This window comes from Serratia sp. 506_PEND, assembly GCF_001076875.1.
Lineage (GTDB): Bacteria > Pseudomonadota > Gammaproteobacteria > Enterobacterales > Enterobacteriaceae > Serratia > Serratia marcescens.
Window position 1 is genome coordinate 1 of the sequence record NZ_JVEL01000399.1, and the last position, 24595, is coordinate 24595.

The 24595-nt window shown below is 62.0% G+C and carries 25 protein-coding genes; 14 read left to right on the forward strand and 11 right to left on the reverse strand.

Translation table 11 applies throughout. The annotated features are described in order from the left end of the window. The coding region (locus ADK28_RS14420) for an FMN-binding glutamate synthase family protein (RefSeq protein WP_048795947.1) at positions 1 to 739 on the forward strand (739 nt) is incomplete at its 5' end. A gap of 108 nt (positions 740 to 847) precedes the next feature. On the opposite strand, the gene betA is transcribed toward ADK28_RS14420, so the two are convergent. The 3 genes from betA to betI form a co-directional block, all read right to left on the reverse strand. Beyond that, on the reverse strand, positions 848 to 2515 hold the full coding sequence (betA, locus tag ADK28_RS14425) for a choline dehydrogenase (RefSeq protein ID WP_016928485.1): 1668 nt from the start codon (positions 2513 to 2515) through the stop codon (positions 848 to 850). A 224-nt stretch (positions 2516 to 2739) separates the two neighbouring features. Further along, complete coding sequence (gene betB, locus ADK28_RS14430; protein WP_016928486.1) at positions 2740 to 4212, reverse strand: betaine-aldehyde dehydrogenase; 1473 nt, start codon at positions 4210 to 4212, stop codon at positions 2740 to 2742. Between the two features lie 14 nt (positions 4213 to 4226). Further along, a complete protein-coding gene (gene betI, locus ADK28_RS14435) occupies positions 4227 to 4829 on the reverse strand; it encodes a transcriptional regulator BetI (protein ID WP_004939107.1) in 603 nt (200 codons plus the stop codon). Between the two features lie 400 nt (positions 4830 to 5229). On the opposite strand from betI, the gene ADK28_RS14440 reads away from it, so the two are divergent. After that, positions 5230 to 7269, forward strand: coding sequence for a choline transporter (locus ADK28_RS14440; RefSeq protein WP_004939112.1), 2040 nt, complete (start codon positions 5230 to 5232; stop codon positions 7267 to 7269). Between the two features lie 44 nt (positions 7270 to 7313). Here the strand turns inward: ADK28_RS14440 and ADK28_RS14445 are convergent, their stop codons facing one another. The 4 genes from ADK28_RS14445 to ADK28_RS14460 form a co-directional block, all read right to left on the reverse strand. Continuing rightward, positions 7314 to 7784 carry a YkgB family protein gene (locus ADK28_RS14445; RefSeq protein ID WP_048795948.1) on the reverse strand — a complete coding sequence of 157 codons (471 nt, stop codon included), beginning with the start codon at positions 7782 to 7784 and terminating at the stop codon, positions 7314 to 7316. 64 nt (positions 7785 to 7848) lie between these two features. Continuing rightward, positions 7849 to 8139 (reverse strand): pentapeptide MXKDX repeat protein, encoded by a 291-nt coding sequence (locus tag ADK28_RS14450; protein ID WP_033640911.1) that lies wholly within the window; start codon positions 8137 to 8139, stop codon positions 7849 to 7851. A gap of 59 nt (positions 8140 to 8198) precedes the next feature. Beyond that, a complete protein-coding gene (locus tag ADK28_RS14455) occupies positions 8199 to 8975 on the reverse strand; it encodes a molybdopterin-dependent oxidoreductase (protein ID WP_048795949.1) in 777 nt (258 codons plus the stop codon). A gap of 10 nt (positions 8976 to 8985) precedes the next feature. After that, on the reverse strand, positions 8986 to 9597 hold the full coding sequence (locus tag ADK28_RS14460; RefSeq protein ID WP_016928493.1) for a cytochrome b/b6 domain-containing protein: 612 nt from the start codon (positions 9595 to 9597) through the stop codon (positions 8986 to 8988). A 150-nt stretch (positions 9598 to 9747) separates the two neighbouring features. Between ADK28_RS14460 and ADK28_RS14465 the strand changes: the two genes are divergently transcribed. Both ADK28_RS14465 and ADK28_RS14470 read left to right on the forward strand, forming a co-directional pair. Further along, complete coding sequence (locus ADK28_RS14465; RefSeq protein WP_016928494.1) at positions 9748 to 10461, forward strand: response regulator transcription factor; 714 nt, start codon at positions 9748 to 9750, stop codon at positions 10459 to 10461. Between the two features lie 3 nt (positions 10462 to 10464). Further along, entirely contained in the window at positions 10465 to 11973 is a 1509-nt protein-coding gene (locus ADK28_RS14470; RefSeq protein ID WP_048795950.1) for a sensor histidine kinase, read from the forward strand. On the opposite strand, the gene ADK28_RS14475 is transcribed toward ADK28_RS14470, so the two are convergent. Next, the gene (locus ADK28_RS14475; RefSeq protein WP_016928496.1) at positions 11945 to 13363 is read right to left on the reverse strand and encodes a heavy metal sensor histidine kinase; all 1419 of its coding nucleotides are present in this window, start codon (positions 13361 to 13363) and stop codon (positions 11945 to 11947) included. The genes ADK28_RS14470 and ADK28_RS14475 overlap by 29 nt on opposite strands. Continuing rightward, positions 13360 to 14031, reverse strand: a complete 672-nt coding sequence (locus ADK28_RS14480; RefSeq protein ID WP_016928497.1) for a heavy metal response regulator transcription factor — start codon at positions 14029 to 14031, stop codon at positions 13360 to 13362. The genes ADK28_RS14475 and ADK28_RS14480 overlap by 4 nt, the downstream gene beginning before the upstream one ends. Positions 14032 to 14171: 140 nt before the next feature. Here ADK28_RS14480 and ADK28_RS14485 point away from each other — a divergent pair, with 140 nt between their 5' ends. The 4 genes from ADK28_RS14485 (at position 14172) to ADK28_RS14500 (ending at position 16875) form a co-directional block, all read left to right on the forward strand. After that, complete coding sequence (locus ADK28_RS14485; protein WP_048795951.1) at positions 14172 to 14798, forward strand: hypothetical protein; 627 nt, start codon at positions 14172 to 14174, stop codon at positions 14796 to 14798. Positions 14799 to 14811: 13 nt separating this feature from the next. Beyond that, on the forward strand, positions 14812 to 15417 hold the full coding sequence (locus ADK28_RS14490) for a cytochrome b/b6 domain-containing protein (protein WP_048795952.1): 606 nt from the start codon (positions 14812 to 14814) through the stop codon (positions 15415 to 15417). After that, on the forward strand, positions 15410 to 16177 hold the full coding sequence (locus ADK28_RS14495; RefSeq protein WP_048795953.1) for a molybdopterin-dependent oxidoreductase: 768 nt from the start codon (positions 15410 to 15412) through the stop codon (positions 16175 to 16177). The genes ADK28_RS14490 and ADK28_RS14495 overlap by 8 nt, the downstream gene beginning before the upstream one ends. A 122-nt stretch (positions 16178 to 16299) precedes the next feature. Next, positions 16300 to 16875, forward strand: coding sequence for a hypothetical protein (locus ADK28_RS14500; RefSeq protein WP_016928501.1), 576 nt, complete (start codon positions 16300 to 16302; stop codon positions 16873 to 16875). 101 nt (positions 16876 to 16976) lie between these two features. Here the strand turns inward: ADK28_RS14500 and ygbI are convergent, their stop codons facing one another. Then, on the reverse strand, positions 16977 to 17744 hold the full coding sequence (gene ygbI / locus ADK28_RS14505) for a DNA-binding transcriptional repressor YgbI (RefSeq protein WP_033640919.1): 768 nt from the start codon (positions 17742 to 17744) through the stop codon (positions 16977 to 16979). Positions 17745 to 18027: 283 nt separating this feature from the next. On the opposite strand from ygbI, the gene ltnD reads away from it, so the two are divergent. The 6 genes from ltnD (at position 18028) to ADK28_RS14535 (ending at position 23681) form a co-directional block, all read left to right on the forward strand. Then, positions 18028 to 18942, forward strand: coding sequence for an L-threonate dehydrogenase (gene ltnD / locus ADK28_RS14510; RefSeq protein WP_048795954.1), 915 nt, complete (start codon positions 18028 to 18030; stop codon positions 18940 to 18942). Then, positions 18942 to 20201, forward strand: a complete 1260-nt coding sequence (gene otnK, locus ADK28_RS14515) for a 3-oxo-tetronate kinase (protein ID WP_016928504.1) — start codon at positions 18942 to 18944, stop codon at positions 20199 to 20201. Before ltnD ends, otnK begins: the two co-directional genes overlap by 1 nt. After that, positions 20198 to 20830 (forward strand): aldolase, encoded by a 633-nt coding sequence (locus ADK28_RS14520; RefSeq protein ID WP_016928505.1) that lies wholly within the window; start codon positions 20198 to 20200, stop codon positions 20828 to 20830. Before otnK ends, ADK28_RS14520 begins: the two co-directional genes overlap by 4 nt. A gap of 3 nt (positions 20831 to 20833) precedes the next feature. After that, on the forward strand, positions 20834 to 21610 hold the full coding sequence (gene otnI, locus ADK28_RS14525; RefSeq protein WP_048795955.1) for a 2-oxo-tetronate isomerase: 777 nt from the start codon (positions 20834 to 20836) through the stop codon (positions 21608 to 21610). Positions 21611 to 21716: 106 nt separating this feature from the next. Continuing rightward, a complete protein-coding gene (locus tag ADK28_RS14530; protein ID WP_048795956.1) occupies positions 21717 to 23087 on the forward strand; it encodes a GntP family transporter in 1371 nt (456 codons plus the stop codon). A 63-nt stretch (positions 23088 to 23150) separates the two neighbouring features. After that, positions 23151 to 23681, forward strand: a complete 531-nt coding sequence (locus ADK28_RS14535; protein WP_048795957.1) for a GNAT family N-acetyltransferase — start codon at positions 23151 to 23153, stop codon at positions 23679 to 23681. Positions 23682 to 23685: 4 nt separating this feature from the next. On the opposite strand, the gene ADK28_RS14540 is transcribed toward ADK28_RS14535, so the two are convergent. Beyond that, positions 23686 to 24558 (reverse strand): LysR family transcriptional regulator, encoded by an 873-nt coding sequence (locus tag ADK28_RS14540; protein ID WP_048795958.1) that lies wholly within the window; start codon positions 24556 to 24558, stop codon positions 23686 to 23688. Positions 24559 to 24595 lie beyond the last annotated feature (37 nt).

Genomic DNA, 24595 nt, shown 5'->3' on the forward strand with positions numbered 1-24595 from the left:
TTTCATCCAGCAGCTGCGCGAGCTGTCAGGCGGCAAGCCGGTCGGTTTCAAGCTGTGCATCGGCCACCCGTGGGAGTTCGTCGCCATCGTCAAGGCGATGCTGCACACCCGCATTCTGCCGGACTTTATCGTGGTGGACGGCAAGGAAGGCGGCACCGGCGCCGCGCCGCTCGAACTCTCCAACTATATGGGCATGCCGCTGCGCGAAGGGCTGCTGTTCGTGCATAACACGCTGGTGGGCTGCGGCCTGCGCGACCAAATCAAGATTGGCGCCAGCGGCAAGATCATCAGCGCTTTTGACATCGCCAGCGTACTGGTGCTCGGCGCCGACTGGGTGAACTCGGCGCGCGGCTTTATGTTCGCCGTCGGCTGCATCCAGTCGCAAAGCTGCCACACCAACCACTGCCCGACCGGCGTCGCGACGCAAGATCCGCTGCGGCAAAAGGCGTTGGTGGTGCCGAACAAGGCGGAGCGCGTCTATCACTTCCATCAAAATACGGTGAAAGCGCTGGCGGACATGCTGGCGGCGGCCGGCGTCAGCCGCCCGGAGCAGCTGACCTCGCACCATATGCTGCGCCGCATCACGCCGACCGAGATCAAGGTGTACGCCGATATCTATTACTACCTGGAGCCCGGCGCGCTGCTGCAGCCGGAGATCAAAAGCGAGTTCTACGCCCGCATGTGGCGCATGGCGACGCCCACCAGTTTCGATCAGGCGATCTCGCTGCCGGCGGCATGATGGGATAAGGGATAAAAGAGAGTTGCCCCCTCGCCTTGGGGAAGAGCATATGGAGAGGGGTTGCTTGCTACGGCGGCCCTCCCCCTCAACGGCGAGAGGGCGTGTCGGTTACTGCTTGCGTACCGGCGCATCGCCGGCGACGTAGTAGTCGGCGGTGCTGCGCGGCAGCGGCGTGCGCTGGCGAATGCGATCGGCGATCTTCTCGGCGATCATGATGGTGGTGGCGTTCAGGTTGCCGGTGATGATCAGCGGCATGATTGACGCATCCACCACCCGCAATCCTTCCATGCCGTGCACCCGGCCCTGGCCGTCGACCACCGCCATTTCGTCTTCGCCCATCTTGCACGAGCAGGAGGGGTGGAAGGCGGTTTCGGCGTGCTCGCGCACGAAGGCGTCCAACTGCTCGTCGGTCTGCACCTCCGGCCCTGGGCTAATCTCGCGGCCGCGGTATTCGTCCAAGGCCGGCTGCGCCATGATTTCGCGCGTGATGCGGATAGCGTCGCGGAACTCCTGCCAATCCTGTTCGGTCGCCATGTAGTTGAACAGAATGCTCGGATGCTGGCGCGGATCTTTCGATTTCACCTGCACCCGACCGCGGCTCGGCGAACGCATCGAACCGACGTGCGCCTGGAAGCCGTGCTCTTTCACCGCGTTGCTGCCGTTGTAGTTAATCGCCACCGGCAGGAAGTGATACTGAATGTTCGGCCAGGCGAACTCTGCGCGGCTGCGAATGAAACCGCCGGCCTCGAACTGGTTGCTGGCGCCGATGCCGGTGCCGTTGAACAGCCACTCCGCGCCGATCTTCGGCTGGTTAAACCATTGCAACGCCGGGTACAGCGACACCGGTTTCTTGCAGGCGTACTGCAGGTACATCTCCAGGTGATCCTGCAGGTTTTCCCCCACCCCCGGCAGATCGTGCACCACGTTGATGTCCAGACTTTTCAGCAGCGCCGCCGGGCCGACGCCCGAACGCTGCAGAATTTGCGGCGAGGCGATGGCGCCGGCGCACAGCAGCACTTCGCGGCGCGCTTTGGCATGGGTCAGCTGATTGCTGTCGCCCTGCAGATAATTGACGCCCACTGCGCGCTTGCCCTCGAACACGATGTGGTCGGTCAGCGCATGGGTGACGATCTTCAGGTTTGGCCGTGAACGCGCCTGATCCAGATAACCGCGGGCGGTGCTGGCGCGGCGCCCTTTCGGCGTCACGGTGCGGTCCATCGGGCCGAATCCTTCCTGCTGGTAACCGTTCAGATCGTCGGTGCGCGGATAGCCCGCCTGTACGCCGGCTTCCACCATGGCGTGGAACAGTTCGTTGTTACCGGCCTTCGGCGTGGTGACGCTTACCGGGCCATCGCCGCCGTGGTAATCGTTCGGGCCGATATCGCGCGTTTCCGCCTTGCGGAAATACGGCAGACAGTCCAGATAGGTCCAGTCTTCCAGACCCGGCGCCTTGGCCCAGTTGTCGAAATCCATCGCGTTACCGCGAATGTAACACATGCCGTTGATCAGGGATGAACCGCCCAGTCCTTTGCCGCGGCCGCATTCCATCCGGCGGTTGTTCATGTGCGGTTCAGGATCGGTTTCATACGCCCAGTTATAGCGGCGGCCCTGCAGCGGAAACGCCAGCGCGGCCGGCATCTGGGTACGGAAATCCATCCGGTAATCCGGGCCGCCGGCTTCCAGCAGCAGGACGCTGACGTCGGCGTCTTCGGTCAATCGGGTGGCTAACACGTTGCCGGCGGAACCGGCACCGATAATGATGTAGTCAAATTCCATTCATTATCTCCTAAATATTCATATGCCTGAATGATGCGAATGGCTTGAATTCCGCATGCTGAATATATCGAGGCAGTTTTGGATGCAAAAAAGATATATCCCCTATGGATTTCGAGTTACAGCCAGGCGGCAAGGGCGCAGAGCCCCAGGAGCTTACTCAAGTAAGTGACTGGGGTCTGCGCTCGCAGCCAACAACGCTGTAGCTTGAAAGACGACGGGGATAGTTAAAATACCGAGGCGTATTCGCCCAGCTCGACCTGCACCGATTTGATCTGGGTGTAGTGCTCCAGCGTGGTCAGGCCGTTTTCGCGGCCGACGCCGGACTGCTTATAGCCGCCGACCGGCATTTCCGCCGCCGACTCGCCCCAGGTGTTGATCCAGCAAATGCCGGCTTCCAGCTGGTGGATCACGCGGTGCGCGCGGGCCAGATCGTGGGTCACCACGCCCGCGGCCAGGCCGAAGGTAGTGTCGTTGGCGCGGCGCACCACTTCCTCTTCGCTCTGGTAGCTGAGGATGCTCATCACCGGTCCGAAGATCTCTTCGCGCACGATTTCCATGTCGTCGCGGCAGTCGCTGAATACCGTCGGCGCCACATAAGCGCCCTTGCCGAATTCGCCGTGGGTGACGCGTTCGCCGCCGCACAGCAGGCGCGCGCCGCTGTTTTTGCCGCTCTCGATAAAGCGCAGCACCGATTCCATGTGCGCGAAGCTGACCAGCGGCCCGAAGTTGGTTTGCGGATCGGTCGGATCGCCGAGGCGAATGCGTTTCACGCGCTCGAGAATTTTCGCCTCAAACTGCGCCTGCAGCGCCGCCGGCACGAAGACGCGGGTGCCGTTGGTGCACACCTGGCCGGAACTGTAGAAGTTGGCCATCATGGCGATATCGGCGGCGCGATCCAGATCGGCGTCGTCGAAGATAATCAGCGGCGACTTGCCGCCCAGTTCCATGGTGACTTCCTTCAGCGTCGAACCCGACGCGTTGGCCATCACCTTCTTGCCGGTTTTCACCCCGCCGGTGAAAGAGACTTTGGCAATGCCCGGATGGTCGGTCAGGTACTGCCCCACCTCCGCGCCGCTGCCAGTCACCACGTTGAACACGCCGTCCGGCAGGCCGGCTTCGGTGTAGATTTCCGCCAGCTTCAGCGCCGTCAGCGACGTGACTTCACTCGGTTTGAAAATCATCGCATTGCCCGCCGCCAGGGCCGGCGCGGACTTCCACAGCGCGATCTGAATCGGGTAGTTCCAGGCGCCGATGCCAGCCACCACGCCCAGCGGTTCGCGGCGTGTGTAGACGAACGAGGTATCGCGCAGCGGGATCTGCTCGCCTTCAATGGCCGGGATCAGGCCGGCGTAGTACTCCAGCACGTCGGCGCCGGTGACGATGTCCACCGCGGTGGTTTCCGACATCGCTTTACCGGTATCCAGCGTTTCCAGCGCCGCCAGCTCATCGTTGCGCTCGCGCAGAATATCCACCGCGCGACGCAGGATGCGCGAACGCGCCATCGCCGTCATCGCCGCCCACACCTTCTGCCCGCTGGCCGCGCTGGCCACCGCACGATCGACGTCTTCAGCGCCGGCGGACTGGACTTCAGCCAGAACTTCGCCGTTCGCCGGGTTAATGGCGTTGAAGGTTTTTCCAGCGGTGCTGTCTACATAGGCGCCATGAATATAGAGCTTCTGCAAGCCAAAACGGGACATAGGATCTCCTTGAGTTAGCCTCCGGGCGGCGTTTGCCCCCGGAGTTGGAACGTGATGTATTCGGTCGTGAGCGCCAGCGCCTGCGCCTGATTGAACGCCGAACCGCGCAGCGCGCTGCGCAGCCACAGCCCATCGATCAGCGCCGCCAGCCCCTTGGCCGCCAACCGCGCCTGCGGCTGCGGCATGACGCGGCGAAATTCGGCGCACAGGTTGGAATAAAGCCGGCGGCCGTTCACCTGTTGCAGCCGGTTGAGCTGCGGCTGGTGCAGGCTGCTGGCCCAAAAGGCCAGCCAGGTCTTCATCGCCGCGCTGTTGATCTGGCTGTCGTCGAAGTTGCCGGCGACGATCGCCTGCAGCCGCGCCGCCGGGCTGTTATCGGTGAGCGCCTGTAAGCGCAACTTCACCGCCTCGCCCAGATGGCTGATCAGATAGCGCATCGTGGCTTCCAGCAGGCCGTTCTTGTCCTTGAAATAATGGCTGATGATGCCGTTGGAAACGCCGGCCCGCCGCGCGATCTGCGCGATGGTGGCGTCATGCATTCCCACTTCGTTTACCGCGGCGAGCGTGGCATCAATCAACTGCTGCCTTCTGATTGGCTGCATTCCTACCTTTGGCATATTTCGACTCTCACAAAACCGACTTCGGCCTTATCTCAGCGGGCAAATTTCACTGCCGTTTCGCCCGTGATTCAGGTCATCATGAGGACTATTAAACTTTTTTTTGATTGAACGTTCAATAAAAATTGCATATATTTTATTGCCGCCTGGTTAAAAATTTGTACTATCTGGTTGTGGAACTGGCTGATTTTTGTGAGGTAATTAACGAATCTGACCAAAATCAGTGGCTGTAAGCGGTTCCCGCCGCGAAGCGCTCCGGTGCTTCAGCAACAGGCGAAAGCGGCGTTACTCAGGCCATTCCCATGGGGATGGCCGCCGCCTTCATTCGCCCGTTTTCCGGCGGCGCCAACGCGCCCCGAAATGCGGAGCGGCACGATTTTACTCAGTTCAGAGGATGACGATGACAACACGCGAAACCTCCTCCAAACCGCAGCAGGACCGCCTCAACCCTGTGGTTTTCTTCACCTCGGCGGGGCTGATCCTGGCCTTCTCGCTGATGACCATCTTTTTCACCGACTTCTCCGGGCAGTGGATCACCCGCACGCTGAATTGGGTGTCGACCACCTTCGGTTGGTACTACCTGCTGGCGGCGACGCTGTACATCGTGTTCGTGGTGTTTATCGCCGCCTCGCGCTTCGGTTCCATCAAGCTCGGGCCGGAACAGTCCAAACCGGAGTTCAGCCTGATGAGTTGGGCGGCGATGCTGTTCGCCGCCGGCATCGGCATCGACCTGATGTTCTTCTCGGTCGCCGAGCCGGTGACCCAGTACATGATGCCGCCGGAAGGCGACGCGCAAACGCTGGAGGCCGCGCGCCAGGCGATGGTCTGGACGCTGTTCCACTACGGCCTGACCGGCTGGTCGATGTATGCGCTGATGGGCATCGCCCTCGGCTACTTCAGCTATCGCTACAATCTGCCGCTGACCATCCGCTCGGCGCTGTACCCGATCTTCGGTAAGCGCATCAACGGCCCGATCGGCCACAGCGTGGACATCGCCGCGGTGCTCGGCACCATCTTCGGGATCGCCACCACGCTGGGCATTGGCGTGGTGCAGCTCAACTACGGCCTCAAGGTGCTGTTCGAGATCCCGGAAAACCTGACGGTGCAGGGCTCGCTGATCCTGCTGTCGGTGATCATGGCCACCATCTCGGTGACTTCCGGCGTCAACAAGGGCATCCGCATCCTGTCCGAGCTGAACGTGCTGCTGGCGCTGGGTCTGATCCTGTTCGTGTTGTTCTTCGGCGACACCGAGTTCCTGCTCAACGCGCTGGTGCTTAACGTCGGCGATTACGTCAACCGCTTTATGGGCATGACGCTCAACAGCTTCGCCTTCGATCGGCCGGTGGAATGGATGAACAACTGGACGCTGTTCTTCTGGGCCTGGTGGGTGGCGTGGTCGCCGTTCGTCGGCCTGTTCCTGGCGCGCATCTCGCGCGGGCGCACCATTCGTCAGTTCGTGGTCGGCACGCTGATCATACCGTTCGTGTTTACCCTGCTGTGGCTGTCTATCTTCGGCAACAGCGCGCTGTACCAGATCATCCACGGCAACGCCGAGTTTGCTCAGGAAGTGATGCAGTTCCCGGAGCGCGGCTTCTACAGCCTGCTGGCGCAATACCCCGGCTTCACCTTCAGCGCCTCGGTGGCCACCATCACCGGCCTGCTGTTCTACGTCACCTCGGCGGACTCCGGCTCGCTGGTGTTGGGCAACTTCACCTCGCGCCTGGCCGACATCAATAATGATGCGCCGAACTGGCTGCGGATTTTCTGGTCGGTGGCCATCGGCCTGCTGACCATCGGCATGCTGATGACCGACGGCGTGCCGGCGCTGCAGAAAACCACGGTGATCATGGGCCTGCCGTTCAGCTTCGTGATCTTCTTCGTGATGGCCGGGCTGTATAAATCGCTGCGGGTGGAAGACTACCGCAAGGCCAGCGCGCTCAGCACCCTGGCGCCGGTGCCGGTCTCCAGCCACGACGTGCTCAACTGGAAACAGCGTCTGTCGCGGGTGATGAACTACCCGGGCACGCAGTACACGCAGAAAATGTTGGATAAGGTTTGCCGTCCGGCGATGCAGGACGTGGCGCGCGAGCTGGAGTTGCGCGGCGCGAAAGTGGAGTTCAGCGAAGTGCCGCCGACCGAAGACGAACGCCTGAACCACCTGGAGCTGCTGGTGCACCTGGGCGAGGAACAGAACTTTATCTATCAGATCTGGCCGATGCGCTACTCGGTGCCGGGCTTCACCTACCGTGCCCGCTCCGGCAAGTCGCACTACTACCGGCTGGAAACCTTCCTGATGGAAGGCACCCAGGGCAACGACCTGATGGACTACAGCAAGGAACAGGTGATTGGCGATATCCTCGACCAGTATGAGAAGCACCTGAACTTCCTGCACATTCATCGCGAAGCGCCGGGGGGCACCCTGACCTTCCCGGATATGTGACGGCCAATCAATAACGAGAGGGCGTAGCCAGGCTACGCCCTTTTTTATGCCTGCTCGGCCGGCAAATCGGCTTTCAACAGCACCAGGGAACCGGCCAGCAACACCAGATCCTTGATTAAAAAGCTGGTGGCGCCGGCCATGGCGGGAAAACCGCCGGCGGAGGGCTCCCAGGCGCCCGGCGTGGAAAAGATCAGCGCCAGCGTGGTCAGGTAGGTCACCGTCGATCCGATTGCCCCCAGCAACCCCAGCCGCCGCGACCAGAATCCCGCCAGCAACAGCAAACCGAAGCTCCACTCGGCGACGCCCAGCGCAAAGCTGGCGCCGCGGATGCCGAACGCCTGGTGCATCCAGCTCAGCAGCGGGCTGTTGCCGATCAGTGGCACCAGTCCCTGCGCTTCGTAATCAAACCACTTGGCGTAGCCGAAGGCGGCGAAGATCACCACCAGCGCCGCGCGCATAAAGATAACGTCCCCGTTCGAGCGCCGAAAGCGCCGCAGCCATGTCGCCAGCATCATCCTCTCTCCTTATGTTGCCCGCGGCCGCCGCGGTTTGCCGCTTGCGACCGCGGGGTACGGCGGCTTACTGCCCCATCGCGTCCTTTTTCATTTCGTCTTTCTTCATGCCGTCTTTGGCCATACCGTCTTTCGCCATGCCATCCTTTTTCATGGCGTCTTTTCCCATCTTGTCTTTCTTCATGCAGTCCTTGCCCATGCACGCTTTCTTCATCCCATCTTTCGCCATGCCGTCGTGCGACATCTGGCTCATGCCGTCCTTTTTCATCGCGTCTTTGCTCATGCCGTCCGCGGCGTTGGCGCCGGCCACGCCCAGCATCAGCGCGCTGCACATCATCATTGCGAATAACTTTTTCATGGTATTTCCTTCCGTCATGTCAAAGGCACCGGAGTGCCGGAGAATGGCCGGCGGCCGCCTCAGCTGCCGCCAAACCAGTTGTAACCCTGGTCTTCCCAGTAACCGCCCGGGAAGCGGTTGGTGACCTCGATCACCTGAATGTGCTTCGGATTCTTGTAGCCCAGCTTGGTCGGCATGCGCAGCTTCATCGGGTAGCCGTACTTGCGCGGCAAGATCTGGCCGTCGTAGGTCAGCGCGATAATCGTCTGCGGATGCAGCGCGGTGGCCATGTCGATACTGGTGTAGTAGTCGTCGGCGCATTTGAAGCTGACGTAGCGGGCGCTCAGATCCGCGCCGATCGCCTTGAGAAAGGCGGCGAACGGCACGCCGCCCCACTTGCCGATAGCGCTCCAACCCTCGACGCAAATATGACGCGTCACCTGGCTGACCCGCGCCATCCGATGCAGCTGCGGCAGGCTCCAGGCGCGCTTGTCCTGCACCAACCCCGCCACCTCCAGCCGATAGTCGTCGCCGTTGATGTCGGGCGCGTCCTCCTCGGCGTAAAAGGCGTTGAATGGGAATGGCCGGGTGATCATCGACTCCGGGTAGACCGGTGCCAAACGATCGCCGTTGAACAGCCAGCCCTGCACCCGATCGTTGAGGCGCGAAATACGGCTCAGCGCCTGCTCGACGTTGGCGTTGCCGCTGAGATCGCAGCCGGTAAGCATGGCGATACCGCCCAACGTCAGGCCGTTGCGCAGAAAGCGGCGGCGGGATGACGCGGTCAACAAGCGCTGCGCTTCTTTGACGATCGCCTGCCCTTCAACGATCGTCATGATCTGTTTATCCTTTTTCATCGTGAACTCCTTAACGTCCGCGCAGCATGGCCAGCAGCGTCCGCGGCACCAGCGCCACCATCACCAGATGGATCGCGACGAAGGCCACCAGCGCCGACATGGCGAAAAAGTGGATATAGCGAGCCGCTTCATAGCCGCCGAGCAGCGTGCGCAGCAGTGGAAACTGCACCGATTTCCACAGCACCAGTCCGGACAGCGCGCTCAGCACGCCAAGGAGCATCACCGACAGATAGGCCACGCGCTGCACCATGTTGTAGTGGCGCAGATCGGCGTGCTGCAACCGGCCGCGCAACGCCGCGCCGACATCGGCGAGAAACTGCTTCGGGCTGAGCGGCCAATATTTGCGTTTGAAACGCCCGCTGGTCAGGTTAAGCAGCAGGTAGCACAGCCCGTTGACGCCAAACAGCCACATGCCGGCGAAGTGCCACTGCAGCGCGCCGCCCAGCCAGCCGCCGAGCGTCAGCTCGTTGAAAAAGCTGAAGTTGAACAGCGGCGAGGCGTTGTAGATGCGCCAGCCGCTGGTCACCATGATCAGCATCGCCAGCGCATTCAGCCAATGCGTTAACCGCAGCCACAGCGGATGTACGGTCTGTCGTTGTTCCGGGGTGAGAGTGAGGCTCATAACGATTCCTGCCAGCTAACGATGCGATGAACCGAGTATTCCCCGGATTTGTTCCCCAAGACCTCACGCAGAGTTAAATAAAATGTGATAACTCCGCCGGTGGCGGTTGTGTAGACTTCAGAGAGAATCGGGCAATCAGCGGTAATGAGAATGGACAAGCCAAAACGAATTTTGATCGTCGAAGACGACGGCGACATCGCCGAGCTGCTGCAGCTGCATCTGCGTGACGAGGGTTACGCCATCAGCCACGCCGCCGACGGCAATCAGGGCATGGCGATGCTGGAACAGGGCGGCTGGGACGCCTTGATCCTCGATCTGATGCTGCCGGGCGTGGACGGATTGGAGATTTGCCGCCGGGCGCGCACCATGACGCGCTACACGCCGATCATCATCACCAGCGCGCGCTCCAGCGAGGTGCACCGTGTGCTGGGGCTGGAGCTGGGCGCCGACGACTATCTGGCCAAACCCTTTTCCATGCTGGAGCTGGTGGCGCGGGTCAAGGCGCTGTTTCGCCGTCAGGAGGCGATGAGCCGCAACCTGCGCATGGACGCCGGCGCGCTAAGCTTCAACGATCTGACCATCGATCCTATCGCCCGCGAGGTGCGCCTGCACCAACAGCCGATCGAGCTGACGCCGCGCGAATTCGACCTGCTGTACTTTTTCGCCCGCCACCCGGGCCAGGTGTTCTCGCGCCTCAGCCTGTTGAATCAGGTCTGGGGCTATCAGCACGAAGGGTATGAGCACACCGTCAACACCCATATCAACCGGCTGCGCATCAAGATTGAGCGCAATCCGGCGGAACCCGAGCGCATCCTCACGGTGTGGGGCATGGGCTATAAATTCGCGGCCGCGCCGCAAGAGTGAGCCATGAAAAACCTTACGTTAGCGCAGCGCCTCACGCTGATCTTCGCGCTGCTGATCGTCATCGGCTGCGCCTTTTCCGGCTGGATGCAGGTGCGCAGCAGCACCCAGTACAGCCAGGCGGTGATCCAGCGCCTGTCCGGCAACCTGGCGCAGCATATCGCCGACAGCAATCCGCTGCTGGGAGTGAACGGGCCGGATCCGCAGGCGGTGCATACCCTATTCGACCAGCTGATGGCGGTGAACCCCAGCGTTGAGGTTTATCTGCTCGACAAGCAGGGCGCAATCATCGGCAACGCCGCGCCGGCCGGGCATCTGAAACGGCAGCGGGTCGCGCTGGCGCCGCTGCAGGCGCTGCTCGATGGCGCGCAGATGCCGGTGTATGGCGACGATCCGCGCAGCGCGGACGGGCGCAAGGTGTTTAGCGTCGCGCCGCTGAAGGTCGACGGCCGGGTAGAAGGCTATCTGTACGTGGTCTTGCTCGGCGAAGAGTACACGGCGCTGGCCAGCAACGCCCAGTTCAACTCGGCGGTCAGGATGGCGCTGTGGACCTCCGGGGTGATGGTGCTGTTCAGCCTGCTGGCCGGCGGTTTCGCGTTTTACTGGGTCACTCGCCCCATCCGGCGCCTGACCCGCCAGGTCAATGCGCTGGACAGCGGCGGCATCGAGGCGGTGCAGGCCTACGCGGCGCTGCCGGCGGCGCCGGCCGGGCGCGACGAGGTCAGTCAGTTGCAACAGGCCTTTCACCGCATGGCGCAGCGTCTCGCCGAACAGTGGCAAACGCTGGCGCAGCAGGATCGGCTGCGGCGCGAATTCATCGCCAACGTCTCGCACGATCTGCGCACCCCGCTCACCTCGCTGCACGGCTATCTGGAAACGCTGTCGGTCAAGGCCGCCACCCTGAGCGACACCGAACGGCGCCGCTATCTGGAGATCGCGCTGGCGCAGAGCCGCAAGGTGGGCAAGCTGGCGCAGGAGCTGTTCGAGCTGGCGCGGCTGGAGTACGGCGTGGTGAAACCGCAGAAAGAACCCTTCTCCCTCAGCGAACTGCTGCAAGACGTGTTCCAGAAGTTCGAGCTGGCGGCGGAGGCGCGCAATCAGCGGCTGCACGCCGACATCGCTCCCGGCATTCCGCCGGTGTTCGCCGATCTCAGCATGATTGAGCGGGTGCTGACCAACCTGCTGGACAACGCCATTCGCCATACGCCGCCCGGCGGCGACATTGGCGTGCGGCTGTGGCGGCAGGAAGGTCGGGTGATGGTGCAGGTCAGCGACAGCGGCCCCGGCATTCCGCAGACGCTGCGCGCCGATCTGTTCGTGCGGCCGTCGATCCTGAGCGGCGCCCGACGCCCCGCCGGCGGGCTGGGGTTAATGATCGTGCGGCGCATTCTGCAACTGCACGACAGCGACATCCAACTGATTGAACAACCGCAAAGCGGCGCCTGCTTCCGCTTTGCCATTCCGCCGCGTGAGTCCGGCACAACGGTTATTGCGCGAGCGGGAACCGCAGGCTGAAAATGAGGCTGGCGGCAGACGCGCGCCCGGTACATTCGGCGCGCACCTCACCGCCGTGCAGCGTCATGATGGCGCGTACGATAGACAGCCCGAGGCCGCTGGCGTGGCTGCCGGCGCTGCGCGCGGGATCGGCGCGGTAGAAACGATCGAACAGTTTTTCCAGCTGTGCCGGCGCGATCGGCGGCCCCTGATTGATGACCTGCACCCACCAGGCATCGGCGCGCCGTTCAGCCCGCAGGACGATCAGGCTGTTTTCGTCGGCATAACGCACCGCGTTGGCCACCAGGTTGCTCAGCGCCCGCTGGAACAACATCGCGTCCGCCTTCAGCTCGCCTTCCCCCTCGCAGCTCAGCGCGATGCCGCGTTCTTCCGCCAGCCCTTCGAAGTAATCCGCCACCCGCCGCAGCTCGGCCGCCACATCCAGACGACTGTAGTTCAGCGCGGACTGCGCCTCACCGGCGCGCGCCAGAAACAGGATGTTTTCCACCATGCGCGAAATGCGCTCCAGCTCATCCATATTGTTCGACAGCAGGGTTTCGTACTCTTCCACGCTGCGGGATTGATACAGCGCCACCTGACACTGGCCCATCAACGCGCCCACCGGGGTGCGGATCTCATGGGCCAGATCGGCGGAAAACTGCGTCAGCCGCTGATAACCTTCATTCAACCGATCGAGCATCGCATTGAACGAACGGGTCAGCTGCTGCAATTCCTTCGGCGCCCCCTGTTCGCTGAGGCGCGTCGACAATGTATTGGGCGCGATCTGCGACGCCTGCGCCGCCATGCGCCATAGCGGCTTCAATCCCCGGCGCATGACCCCATAGCCCAGCAGCGCAATCAGCAGGAAAGCCACAATGACCGCCGCGACAATGCGCCACAGGTAACGCGCCAGCATCTTCTGCTCGTTGACCATCACGTGCGCGGCGGAGATCTGCAGCAAACTACCGTCTTCCAGGCGCACCATCGCCGACGCCGCGCGCAGCGGCACCCCCTGCGCCGTTTCCCCGCCGCGCACGGCGGCCAGCGTCTGCGCCTGTTCGGGCGGCGTCGGCGCGATCGGCGGCAGGGCCACCCTGGCCGGATTCACATTGATGAGCGGCTTTTGCCCCGGGATTTGGAAAATCAGCACGTCCTGTTCATTGCCCAGCATATTTTCGAACAGGCCGTTATTGGCGGTCAGACGCGCCAAAGGAAAGCGCTGCCCCAGTAAATGGCGGAAATACTCGATGCGCCCGGTCACCTGCAGATCGCTGCGGAGCGTCATTTCCTGACGCATGGCGCCGAACAGATACCAGCCCGCCCCGCTCACCACGCAGGCGGCCACCAGCGCGAACAGCATGGCGGTGCGCAGCGTCAGCGACACCGGCCGACGTGAAGCGCGGGCGTTCACGAGCGCGGCTCGCAAACATAGCCGATGCCGCGCACGCTGTGGATCAGCTTGACGTCGAACGGCCGATCTATCTTGGCGCGCAGGCGTTTGATCGCCACGTCAACCACATTGGTGTCGCTGTCGAAATTCATGTCCCACACCTGAGAGGCTATCTGCGTGCGCGACAGCACTTCGCCTTCGCGCCGCACCAGCAGATGCAGCAGCATGAACTCCTTGTTGGTCAACGGGATCACCTGATCCTGGCGCACCGCCCGGCGGCGCAGCACGTCCAACTGCAGATCGGCGATGGCGTAATGATCGGCTTCGCGCGCCGGCCCGCGGCGCAGCAAGGTGCGCAAACGCAGCACCAGCTCGGTAAAGGAAAACGGCTTGATAAGATAGTCGTCCGCGCCCAGCTCCAGACCGTGGATGCGATCCTGCACGCCGTCGCGGGCGGTGAGAAACAGGATCGGTACGTCGCTTTTCTTGCGCAGCACCTCGATGACCTGCCAGCCGTCCAGCCCCGGCAGCATCACGTCGAGCACGATCGCATCGTAATCCTGCTCCAACGCGCGAAACAGCCCATCGGTGCCGGTGCGCGCCAAATCGACGCCGTAGCCCGCCTCACCCAGCCCTTTCTTCAGGTAATCCCCTGTGCCGATATCGTCTTCAACAACCAGTATTCGCATGCTCGCCACCTCGTTACGTCTGCAAAAATACTAGCAGTTTCGGCGGACAAACTTGATGACATTAATGTCATCAAACGGCCATGGCGCTGACCCAGTAGGTCAACCATGCTTAACCGGCAAACTCATTTCAGGAGAACGTTATGATTACCCGTCATCGTATAGCCGGTTTATTGTTATCCACGTTGCTGCTGTCCAGCGGCTTGGCCGCCGCCGCCCAACCGCCGGGCAAGGTGATTGCGCCGCTGCGCGGCACCATCAGCCAGGTTGCCGACGGCAATCTGCAACTGACCGATCGCAAAGGCGAGACACTCAGCGTCAAGCTGAACGATCAGACCAAAGTGCTCAGCGTTTCCAAAGCCACGCTGGACGACATCAAACCGGACAGTTTTATCGGCACCGCCGCCGTGCCGCAGCCGGACGGCACGCTCAAAGCGCTGGAGGTGCACGTGTTCGCCGCCAGCCTTCGCGGCACCGGCGAAGGGCATTCGGCTTGGGAATCCGCCGACGGCAAAGTGGACACCATGACCAACGGCACCGTCGGTAAACTGCTCAAATCCAACGGCCGCACCCTGATCGTCACCTACGGCAACCAGCAGAAAACCGTCGTCGTGCCGGAAGACGTGCCGATCGTGACGCTGGATCCGGGCGATCTGAGCCTGCTGAAACCGGGCGTGCACATTGTGCTGTTCTCCGCCGTCAACGATAAGGGCGAACGCATCGCCACCCGCATTTCCGCCGGCAAAGACGGCACCGTGCCGCCGATGTAACCGGAGGAAAGCCATGAAAACCAACGCGTCGCGGCCGGTGCATCGCTGGCCGGTTCGAATCACTCATTGGATCAACCTGTTCGCCATGGTGTGCATGTTCATGAGCGGTTGGGAAATCTACAACGCCTCGCCGCTGTTCGATTTCCGCTTTCCGCCGCAGATGACGCTGGGCGGTTGGCTGGGCGGCGCGATTGGTTGGCATTTGGCGGTGATGTGGCTATTGGCGCTCAACGCCGTCTGCTATCTGCTGTGGAGCCTGTTCAGCGGTCATTTTCGCCGCGATCTGTTGCCGCTTCGCATCGGCGCGCTGCGGCAGGATATCTGGCTGGCGTTGACGCTGCGCCTGCGCCACCGGCATGGCCACTATAACGCCATTCAGAAACTGATGTACCTCGGCGTACTGGCGCTGGGTCTATTGCTGGTGCTGTCCGGCCTGGCGATTTGGAAGCCGGTTCAGCTGCAGGGATTGGTCGCGCTGTTTGGCGGCTTCGATTTCGCACGCTACGTGCATTTTTTCGCCATGGCCGGCATCGGCCTGTTCGTGGCGATCCACGTCTTTATGGTGGCTGTCGTGCCCAAAACGCTGTGGGCGATGATAACGGGTGGCAAACATGAATGAGAAAAAACAGCGGGCAGCCGCGCCGACGCTGGAACCGGACCAAAAAAAGCAGTTGGTCAATCTGCAACGCCGGCTGATGTTGCGCTCCGGGCTGACGCTGGGCGGCATCGCCATGCTCACCGGTTGCAACCTGCAAGACGGCGATCGGGTGGATAAGGTGCTGTGGGCCATGTCGCGCTGGAACGACCGGGTGCAGGCCTGGTTGTTCAGCAGCCAGCGGTTGGCGCAAACTTACCGCCCCGATCAGATTACCCAGCCTTTCCCCTTCAACGCGTTTTACCCGGAATACAACGTCCCCGAGATCGATCTTGCCGGCTATCGGCTTGAGGTCGCGGGGAAAGTGGAGAAAAAAGCGCCCTGGACGCTGGAACAGCTGCAGCGGCTGCCACAGCAAAGTCAGATCACGCGTCTGATCTGCATTGAGGGCTGGAGCGCCATTGGTCAATGGGGCGGCGTGCCGCTGCGCACCTTTCTGCAGCACGTCGGCGCGGATCTGAATGCCGGTTACGTCGGCTTCAAATGCGCCGATCGTTACTACGCCAGCCTCGACATGGCCACTGCGCTGCACCCGCAGACCATCCTGGCGCTGGATTTCGGCGGCAAGGCGCTGCCGGCGGACTATGGCTACCCGCTGCGGCTGCGCGTGCCGACCAAACTGGGGTTCAAAAACGCCAAACATATCGCCGCGATCTTCGTCAGCGACGTCAATCCGGGCGGCTATTGGGAGGATCAGGGCTACAACTGGTTCAGCGGCATTTAGTTTTGCGCGGCGCTGCGCACAACCCTCATCGGCGGCTGGAGGATTGTCTCCGCCGCGGTTAATAATCTGTTCGTCACAAAGGGGATAACTATAGGAAAAATAATAGTAAAAAGGATTTTATCATGGAGATTGATGTGAGGGAGATCAATGCACGACCTGTCACGGAGTATAGATACCGAATAACGGTTTATAAAAAAGCCAGCAGCGTTGCTGCGTATTACCTTGATTTTAAAAAAGCGACGTTAAGGATGCGTCAATGGCTTATTGGGGCTTATCCTGCCTCGGAAGTATTGGACAATGCTTACGTCATGGAACTGTACGATGTAAGAGCATTGGAAAACCGCGCCGAAGTAACCAGATCCTTATTTGATACCTATACCAGGATGGCGTACACCCGATATGAACGAGAACAACTCTTCATTAATGGCATCGGCCTGGCGATCGTCACTTTTGTGGCGCAATACCAAGCAAGATTGGTTTTCAGTGTACCGCTCAGGCCAGCGCTAGCCAGAATTTATGACTCGCTCTTGAAAAAACACGCGCATCGCGTACATTATTTGTACAACCAAGAGCTTATTGAGGACGGATTATATGTCATCGAAATCCCGCCTGTTGACGGCAGAATCTCACCCAACCCCTATGAGCATAAAGGAACAGCACCAAAAAGAGATGCAAGCCTTCCACGAAGAATGGGCTGAACAAAGGCGCCGCGAATGGCGTGAACGCGGCGGCATTGAAGCAAGTGAAGCGCCCGCACGTGGCATCGATACCGAACTTTCATCCTGATTCCGGTTCGTTCTTATTCTTCTCCCGCCGTCAGCAATGCAATCCCCGCTTGCTCAATGGCCTCCCGCGCGGCGGCGGGCAACCCTTCGTCGGTAATGACGGCGTCAAAGGCAGCGATCGGCAGCGCCAGGTAGGTCGCGACCTTGCCGTATTTGGACGTATCGCTGAGCAGAATGCGGCGGCGGCTGGCCTCGACGATGGCCTTCTTCACCATCACCTTGTCTTCGTTCGGCGTCGACAGGCCGCGCATGCTCCACGAAGAGGCGGAGATGAACGCCAGATCGATAAACAGACCGCGCAGCGCCTGTGCCGCCGCTTCGCCGACGCAGGAGCGGTTTTCCCGGCACACGGTGCCGCCGGTGTGGATGATTCTGCACTGGCTGTGTTCGATCAGGAAGCCGGCGATGACAAAGTCGTTGGTCACCACCGTCAAATCGTCACGTTCACCGATCTGTTTCGCCAGCGCCAGCGTGGTGGTGCCGGCATCCAGATAGATACAGCTGCCAGCGGGAATTTGCCGCGCCGCCAGCCGGCCAATGGCGAGTTTCTGCCGGCTGAACATCCCCTCTTTGGCCTGGTGCGAAGGTTCGCTCGCCACCCGCTCGGGCGCCTGCACGCCGCCCGAGACCGACTGCACCGCGCCCTGTTCCTCCAGCTTTTGCAAATCACGGCGGATCGTCATGTGCGACACCCCCAGCCGTTCGGTCAGCTCGGCAATGCTGACGACGCCGCGTTCGGATACCAGCGCAAGAATTTGTTGATGGCGTTCTACAGGTATCACGGTTCCCTCTCGTTGCTGCGGTGATAATAATTGTGATTTTACGTCAATTTTCGTTCGCCGATAGCCCTAATTTTTCGCGGCGTGATGACGCGCGCAGTTAGTCCAGGTAAACATAAACTTATTTAAAAACATAATAGTAATGTTGATACGGGCCAGAAATCAGACGAAAAATTCGTTTCACATATTGTTAATTATTGTGATATCGATCGCGGATAAACCGTCGACAAGCGCTTACATTTAACACAACAAAACAAATTATCACTAAAATTAACAGGAGTGCAGTATGACACACCCAGGGAATTATGCCGTCTGCATCATCGGGCTGGGCGCGATGGGCATGGGCGCGGCGCGTTCGTGCCTCCGCGCCGGATTGACCACCTACGGGGCGGACCTGAATCCGCAGGCGCTGGCGACGCTGCAACAGGCTGGCGCGAAACAAGCGTCTACCAGCGCCTGCGACTTCGCGGCCGAGCTGGACGCCGTGCTGCTGCTGGTGGTGAACGCCGCCCAGGTGAAGCAGATCCTGTTCGGCGAACAATGCCTGGCGCCAAAGCTCAAGCCAGGCACAGCGGTGATGGTCTCTTCGACCATTTCCGCCGATGACGCCAAACAGATCGAGCAACGGCTGCTGGAATACGGGCTACCGATGCTGGACGCGCCGGTTTCCGGCGGAGCGGCCAAGGCGGAGGAAGGCCAGATGACGGTGATGGCCGCCGGCGCCGACGCCACCTTCGAGCGTCTGCAACCCGTGTTGGACGCCATCGCCGGCAAGGTTTACCGCATCGGCGAGACGATCGGCCTGGGCGCGACGGTAAAAATCATCCATCAGCTGTTGGCCGGCGTGCACATCGCCGCCGGAGCGGAAGCCATGGCGCTGGCTGCCCGCGCCGGCATCCCGCTAGACGTGATGTACGACGTGGTCACCCACGCCGCCGGCAACTCCTGGATGTTCGAAAATCGCATGCGCCACGTGGTCGACGGCGACTATGCGCCCAAATCGGCGGTGGATATCTTCGTCAAGGATTTGGGGCTGGTGGCGGATACCGCCAAGGCGCTGCACTTCCCGCTGCCGCTGGCCTCTACCGCTTTCACCATGTTTACCGCCGCCAGCAACGCCGGTTACGGTAAAGAAGATGACAGTGCGGTAATCAAAATCTTTGCCGGCATCGATCTGCCGCAGAAAAAGGAGGCGCTCTGATGCTGCTTGGCGTAATCGCGGATGACTTTACCGGCGCGACCGACATCGCCAGTTTTCTGGTGCAAAACGGCCTGCCGACGGTGCAGCTGAACGGCGTGCCGCAAGACGAAACCCAGATCAATGCGCAGGCGGCGGTCATCAGCCTGAAATCGCGTTCCTGCCCGGCAGAACAGGCGGTCGAACTGTCGTTGCAGGCGCTGGCCTGGTTGCAAAAACAGGGCTGCCGCCAGTTCTACTTCAAATACTGCTCCACTTTCGACAGCACCGCACAGGGCAATATCGGCCCGGTGACCGACGCCCTGCTCACCGCGCTGGGGGAAAATTTCACGGTTGTCTCACCGGCGTTGCCGGTAAACGGCCGCACGGTCTATCAGGGCCACCTGTTCGTCGGGGAACAGCTGCTGTCTGAATCCGGCATGCGTCATCACCCGGTCACGCCAATGACCGACAGCAACCTGCTGCGCCTGATGGAATCCCAGGCCGCCGGGCGCTGCGGGCTGGTGACGGCGGCGGAAATGGATCGCGGCGCCGAGGCGGTCAGCGAGAAGCTGCGCCAACTGGCCCAGGAAGGCGTGCGCTACGCGGTGCTGGATACGCTCAACGAGCGGCATCTGCTCATCCAGGGTGAAGCGTTGAAAACGATGAAGCTGGTGACCGGCGGTTCGGGCCTGGCGATCGGCCTGGCGCGGCAATGGGCGCAAAGCGGCGATCGTGCGGCAGAGGCGGCCGGCGCGCCGCAGGGGGAAAAAGCGGCGGTGCTGTCGGGCTCGTGTTCTGTGATGACTAACCGGCAGGTGGCGCACTATCGCGAGCGCGCTTCGGCGCAGGCCATCGATATCGACCGTTGCCTCGAACCGCAGGCACGCGCCGCCTACGCCGCCGAGTTGGCGCACTGGGCGCAGCATCACGCCGGGGAGGCGCTTGCCCCGCTGATCTATGCCACCGCGGCGCCGGAAGCGCTGCAGCAAACGCAACGGCAGCACGGTAGCGCCGCCAGCGAGGCGGTGGAGGCGTTGTTCGCCGAATTGGTGGTGCAACTGCGCCAGTTGGGATTCAGCCGCTTTATCGTCGCCGGCGGAGAAACCTCCGGCGTGGTCACGCAGGCGCTGGGCATTCGCGGCTTCCATATTGGCCCCAGCATTTCCCCCGGCGTTCCCTGGGTGCGCGCCAGCGATCGGGCGATTTCCCTGGCGCTGAAATCAGGCAATTTTGGCGATGAAGCCTTCTTCGCGCGCGCGCAAACGGAGTTTCCAGTATGACCATGACCATCGAACAACAGGCGCGCGAAGAGATGGTGCGCCTCGGCGCCTCGTTTTTTCAACGCGGTTACGCCACCGGTTCCGCCGGCAACCTCTCGCTGTTGCTGCCGGACGGCGCGCTGCTGGCGACGCCGACCGGCTCTTGCCTGGGCGAGCTGCAGGCCGATCGCCTGTCTAAAGTGAGCCTGAACGGCGACTGGCTCTCCGGCGACAAGCCGTCGAAAGAGATCAGCTTTCACCGAGCGCTGTATCTGAACAATCCTGAATGCAAAGCGGTGGTGCACCTGCATTGCACCTACCTCACGGCGCTCTCTTGCCTGCAGGGGCTGGACGTCGACAACGCCATCAAACCGTTCACCCCCTATGTGGTGATGCGCGTCGGCAAGGTGCCGGTGGTGCCCTACTATCGCCCCGGTGACGAAAGGCTGGCGCAGGATCTGGCTCGCCTGGCGCCGACCCACCGCGCCTTTTTGCTGGCCAACCACGGGCCGGTGGTGACCGGTAAAAACCTGCGAGCGGCGGCGGACAATGCCGAAGAGATGGAAGATGCGGCGCGGCTGATCTTCACCCTTGGCGATCGTCCGATCCGCTATTTGACCGATGATGAAATTGCCGAATTACGGAGCTGACCCATGCCTAAATTTGCCGCCAATTTATCGATGATGTTTACCGAGGTGCCGTTCCTCGATCGCTTCACCGCCGCTGCCGAACAAGGCTTCAGCGCGGTGGAATTCCTGTTCCCTTACGAATATCCCGCCGAGCTGTTGGCCGAAAAGCTGCGCGAACACGGCCTGCAACAGGTGCTGTTCAATACCGCGCCCGGCGATGTCGCCGCCGGCGAATGGGGGCTGGCGGCGCTGCCGGGCCGCGAGCAAGATGCGCGCGCTGATATCGATCGCGCGCTGGCCTACGCCATCGCCCTTTCCTGCCCCTGCGTGCACCTGATGGCCGGCGTGGTGCCCGCGGGCGCGGATCGGCAGCGTTATCTCGACACCTTTATCGCCAATGCGCGCTATGCCGCCGACGCCTTCGCCCCGCACGGCGTCAAGGTGCTGATCGAAGCGCTCAGCCCGCCGGTCAAGCCCGACTACCTGTTCGCCAGTCAACATCAGGCGGCGGAAGCGGTGGCGGCGATCGAGAGACCGAACGTGTTCATCCAGTTCGACTTTTTCCACGCGCAGTTAGTGGACGGCAATATCAGCGGGCTGCTGGAAACGCTGGCCGGGCGCTACGCGCATATCCAGATAGCCTCGGTGCCGGATCGTCATGAACCGGACGAGGGCGAACTGAATTACCCGTGGCTGTTCGACAAGCTGGATGCGCTCGGCTATCAGGGCTGGATCGGTTGCGAATACCGCCCGCGCGGCGACACCGCCGCCGGACTCGGCTGGCTGAAGCCTTACCGCTAAAGCCGCACGCCGACACCAGGAAAACGATTTTATAACAATGAAACGCACCCGTATCGCCACGCGGCGATCGCGGTGCCCAACGCTTACCCAACGAAAGGCTTTTTTCATGTCTACCTCTCTGCTGTTGCTGATTGCCGTACTCGGCGTGGTGCTGCTGTTATTGATGGTGATCAAGGCGAAGGTGCAACCCTTTGTCGCGCTGTTGGTGGTCAGTCTGCTGGTGGCGTTGGCCAGCGGCATTCCGACCGGTGAAGTGATGAAAGTGATGACCGCCGGGATGGGCGGCGTGCTCGGCTCGGTGACCATCATCATCGGTCTGGGGGCGATGCTCGGGCGCATGATCGAACACTCGGGCGGCGCCGAGTCGCTGGCGCAACGCTTCAGCCAGGGGCTGGGGCCGAAACATACCGTCGCCGCGCTGACCCTCGCCGCATTTATCCTCGGCATTCCGGTCTTCTTCGACGTCGGCTTTATCATTCTGGCGCCGATTATTTACGGCTTCGCCAAGGTCGCCAAAGTGTCGCCGCTGAAGTTCGGCCTGCCGATGGCCGGCGTGATGTTAACGGTACACGTCGCGCTGCCGCCGCACCCCGGCCCGGTCGCCGCCGCCGGCCTGCTCAACGCCGACATCGGTTGGCTGACCATCATCGGCCTCGCGATCTGTATTCCGGTCGGCGTGATCGGCTATTTCGCCGCCAACTACCTCAACCGCAAAACCTATCCGTTATCGATAGAGGTGCTGGAACAGCTGCAGCTGGCGGCGCCAGAGCCGCGTCCGGAAGGGCAAGCGCCGCTCAGCGATCGCATCAACCCGCCTGGCGCCGGCCTGGTGGCGGCGCTGATCGTCATCCCGATCGCCATCATCATGCTCGGCACCGTCTCCGCCACGCTGTTGCCGGCAGGCTCGGCGCTGCGCGATGCGCTGTCTCTGCTGGGGTCGCCGGCGGTGGCGCTGATGATAGCCCTGCTGCTGGCCTTCTACTTCCTGGCGCTGCGCCGCGGCTGGAGCCTGCAACACGCCAGCGACGTGATGGGCGCCGCGCTGCCGACCGCCGCGGTGGTGATCCTGGTGACCGGCGCGGGCGGCGTGTTCGGCAAGGTGCTGGTGGAATCCGGCGTCGGCAAGGCGCTGGCCGAAGTACTGACGGCCATCGGCCTGCCGCTGGTGCCCGCCGCCTTTATCATTTCGCTGGCGCTGCGCGCTTCACAGGGTTCCGCCACCGTGGCGATCCTGACCACCGGCGGCCTGTTGTCGGAAGCGGTCAGCGGGCTGAATCAGCTGCAGCTGGTGCTGGTGACGTTGGCGACCTGTTTTGGCGGGCTGGGGCTTTCCCACGTCAACGACTCCGGTTTTTGGATCGTCACGCGCTATTTGGGGCTGTCGGTGGCCGATGGCCTGAAGACCTGGACGGTGCTGACCACCCTGCTCGGCCTGAGCGGCTTTCTGTTCACCTGGCTGTTGTGGCTGGCGGTGTGATTTCTCTGGCATACTGAACGCCGTTGTTTTTCATCGCCTTTCACCCTGTGCAGGAGCAGCAACATGACCGTAATCAACACCGCGCCAACGCTTATCACCGAACGCCTGCGGCTGGACGCGCACACGCTGGACGACTTCGACTCGCTGGCCGCGCTGTGGGCCGATCCGCTGGTGGTGCGCTATATCGGCGGCACGCCGCGCGACCGGGAAGACTCCTGGGGGCGCCTGATGCGCTACGTCGGCCACTGGGCGCTGCTGGGATACGGGTATTGGGCGGTGCGTGACAAACAAAGCGGCGAGTATCTCGGCAGCATCGGCTTCTCCAACTTCCTGCGCGACATCACCCCGGCGCTCGACGCGCCGGAAATGGGCTGGACGCTGGTGAGCTCGGCGCACGGCAAAGGCTACGCCACCGAGGCGCTGCGGGCGGCGCTGGCCTGGGGTAAGACGCATCTGCCGGGCGAGCAAACCGTCTGCATCATCTCGCCGGAAAACCAGGCCTCGCTGGCGCTGGCGAAAAAAGTCGGCTTTAGCGAAAGCCACCGCAGCGAGTATCACCAGAGCCCGATTGTCGTGATGCATTGCCCGCTTTGAATGCCTAAGCGCGTTGCACCGTCAACGCCGTCTGAATGAAGTTGTCCCGCAGCGCGTCGGCGCGCTGCGGATCCCAGGCGATACCGACCTGCCACTCCGTCTCCTCGCCGCTCAGCGGTAAAATGTCGATGCCGGCCGGCGCGATATGCGTGATGCTGTGCGGCAGCAGCGCGACACCGACGCCGGCGGCAACCAACGCCAACAACGTTTGGATATCACCGGCCTGCTGCACCACATTCGGCGTCAACCGGTGAGCGGCGATAAACCGCAGCGACTGATCGCTCAGCCCGCGCCCGCGTTTGGGCGTCAATTGCAACAGCGGCAACTGATTGAAACGCGCCATCAAATCGTCGGCGCGCAGCGCCAGCGCGCCCGGCGCGGCCAGCACCAACCGATCGCTCAGCAATGCCACGCCGCACAGCGGCGTATTGACCGGCAAGCGCACGAACCCCGCCTGCAACTCTCCCTGCAGCAACAGCTGATACTGGCGTTCCGACGGCAAGTCCTCCAGGCCGATCGCCACCTCGGGGAACCGTTGGCGAAAGGCCGCCACCAGCTGCGGCGCCAGATGAAAGCTGGAAAGGCCAAATCCCAGCGACAGCCGCCCCGCTTCCCCGAGGGCCACCCGCCGCGCGCGCCGCTGAAACTGCTGGTACTGCGCCACCAGAACCTGCGCCTCCGGGTAGAGCCGCTGCCCGCCGGCGGTGAGCACCGCCCCCTGTCGGCCACGCTCGAACAATCGAACGCCGAGCTGGGTTTCCAGCGCCTGAATTTGCTTGCTCAGCGCCGGTTGGCTGATGCATAGCCGGCTCGCCGCCTGACGATAGTTGCCCTGTTCGGCCAGCGCCACCAGGGCGCGCAGTTGTTTTATATCCATTCCATTAAGTTATCGAATAGGGAATTTAATTGATTAT

What these genes read in the sequence shown, in the direction of transcription:
- ADK28_RS14450 (WP_033640911.1), bottom strand. Translation starts at nt 8,139, where the DNA reads ATGAAAAAGTTATTCGCAATGATGATGTGCAGCGCGCTGATGCTGGGC.
- ADK28_RS14535 (WP_048795957.1), top strand. Translation starts at nt 23,151, where the DNA reads ATGACCGTAATCAACACCGCGCCAACGCTTATCACCGAACGCCTGCGG.
- ADK28_RS14500 (WP_016928501.1), top strand. Translation starts at nt 16,300, where the DNA reads ATGGAGATTGATGTGAGGGAGATCAATGCACGACCTGTCACGGAGTAT.
- ADK28_RS14495 (WP_048795953.1), top strand. Translation starts at nt 15,410, where the DNA reads ATGAATGAGAAAAAACAGCGGGCAGCCGCGCCGACGCTGGAACCGGAC.
- betI (WP_004939107.1), bottom strand. Translation starts at nt 4,829, where the DNA reads ATGCCAAAGGTAGGAATGCAGCCAATCAGAAGGCAGCAGTTGATTGAT.
- ADK28_RS14490 (WP_048795952.1), top strand. Translation starts at nt 14,812, where the DNA reads ATGAAAACCAACGCGTCGCGGCCGGTGCATCGCTGGCCGGTTCGAATC.
- otnK (WP_016928504.1), top strand. Translation starts at nt 18,942, where the DNA reads ATGCTGCTTGGCGTAATCGCGGATGACTTTACCGGCGCGACCGACATC.
- ADK28_RS14460 (WP_016928493.1), bottom strand. Translation starts at nt 9,597, where the DNA reads ATGAGCCTCACTCTCACCCCGGAACAACGACAGACCGTACATCCGCTG.
- ADK28_RS14465 (WP_016928494.1), top strand. Translation starts at nt 9,748, where the DNA reads ATGGACAAGCCAAAACGAATTTTGATCGTCGAAGACGACGGCGACATC.
- betA (WP_016928485.1), bottom strand. Translation starts at nt 2,515, where the DNA reads ATGGAATTTGACTACATCATTATCGGTGCCGGTTCCGCCGGCAACGTG.
- ADK28_RS14445 (WP_048795948.1), bottom strand. Translation starts at nt 7,784, where the DNA reads ATGATGCTGGCGACATGGCTGCGGCGCTTTCGGCGCTCGAACGGGGAC.
- ADK28_RS14480 (WP_016928497.1), bottom strand. Translation starts at nt 14,031, where the DNA reads ATGCGAATACTGGTTGTTGAAGACGATATCGGCACAGGGGATTACCTG.
- ADK28_RS14530 (WP_048795956.1), top strand. Translation starts at nt 21,717, where the DNA reads ATGTCTACCTCTCTGCTGTTGCTGATTGCCGTACTCGGCGTGGTGCTG.
- ADK28_RS14540 (WP_048795958.1), bottom strand. Translation starts at nt 24,558, where the DNA reads ATGGATATAAAACAACTGCGCGCCCTGGTGGCGCTGGCCGAACAGGGC.
- ADK28_RS14440 (WP_004939112.1), top strand. Translation starts at nt 5,230, where the DNA reads ATGACAACACGCGAAACCTCCTCCAAACCGCAGCAGGACCGCCTCAAC.
- ltnD (WP_048795954.1), top strand. Translation starts at nt 18,028, where the DNA reads ATGACACACCCAGGGAATTATGCCGTCTGCATCATCGGGCTGGGCGCG.
- otnI (WP_048795955.1), top strand. Translation starts at nt 20,834, where the DNA reads ATGCCTAAATTTGCCGCCAATTTATCGATGATGTTTACCGAGGTGCCG.
- ADK28_RS14455 (WP_048795949.1), bottom strand. Translation starts at nt 8,975, where the DNA reads ATGAAAAAGGATAAACAGATCATGACGATCGTTGAAGGGCAGGCGATC.
- ADK28_RS14485 (WP_048795951.1), top strand. Translation starts at nt 14,172, where the DNA reads ATGATTACCCGTCATCGTATAGCCGGTTTATTGTTATCCACGTTGCTG.
- betB (WP_016928486.1), bottom strand. Translation starts at nt 4,212, where the DNA reads ATGTCCCGTTTTGGCTTGCAGAAGCTCTATATTCATGGCGCCTATGTA.
- ADK28_RS14520 (WP_016928505.1), top strand. Translation starts at nt 20,198, where the DNA reads ATGACCATGACCATCGAACAACAGGCGCGCGAAGAGATGGTGCGCCTC.
- ADK28_RS14470 (WP_048795950.1), top strand. Translation starts at nt 10,465, where the DNA reads ATGAAAAACCTTACGTTAGCGCAGCGCCTCACGCTGATCTTCGCGCTG.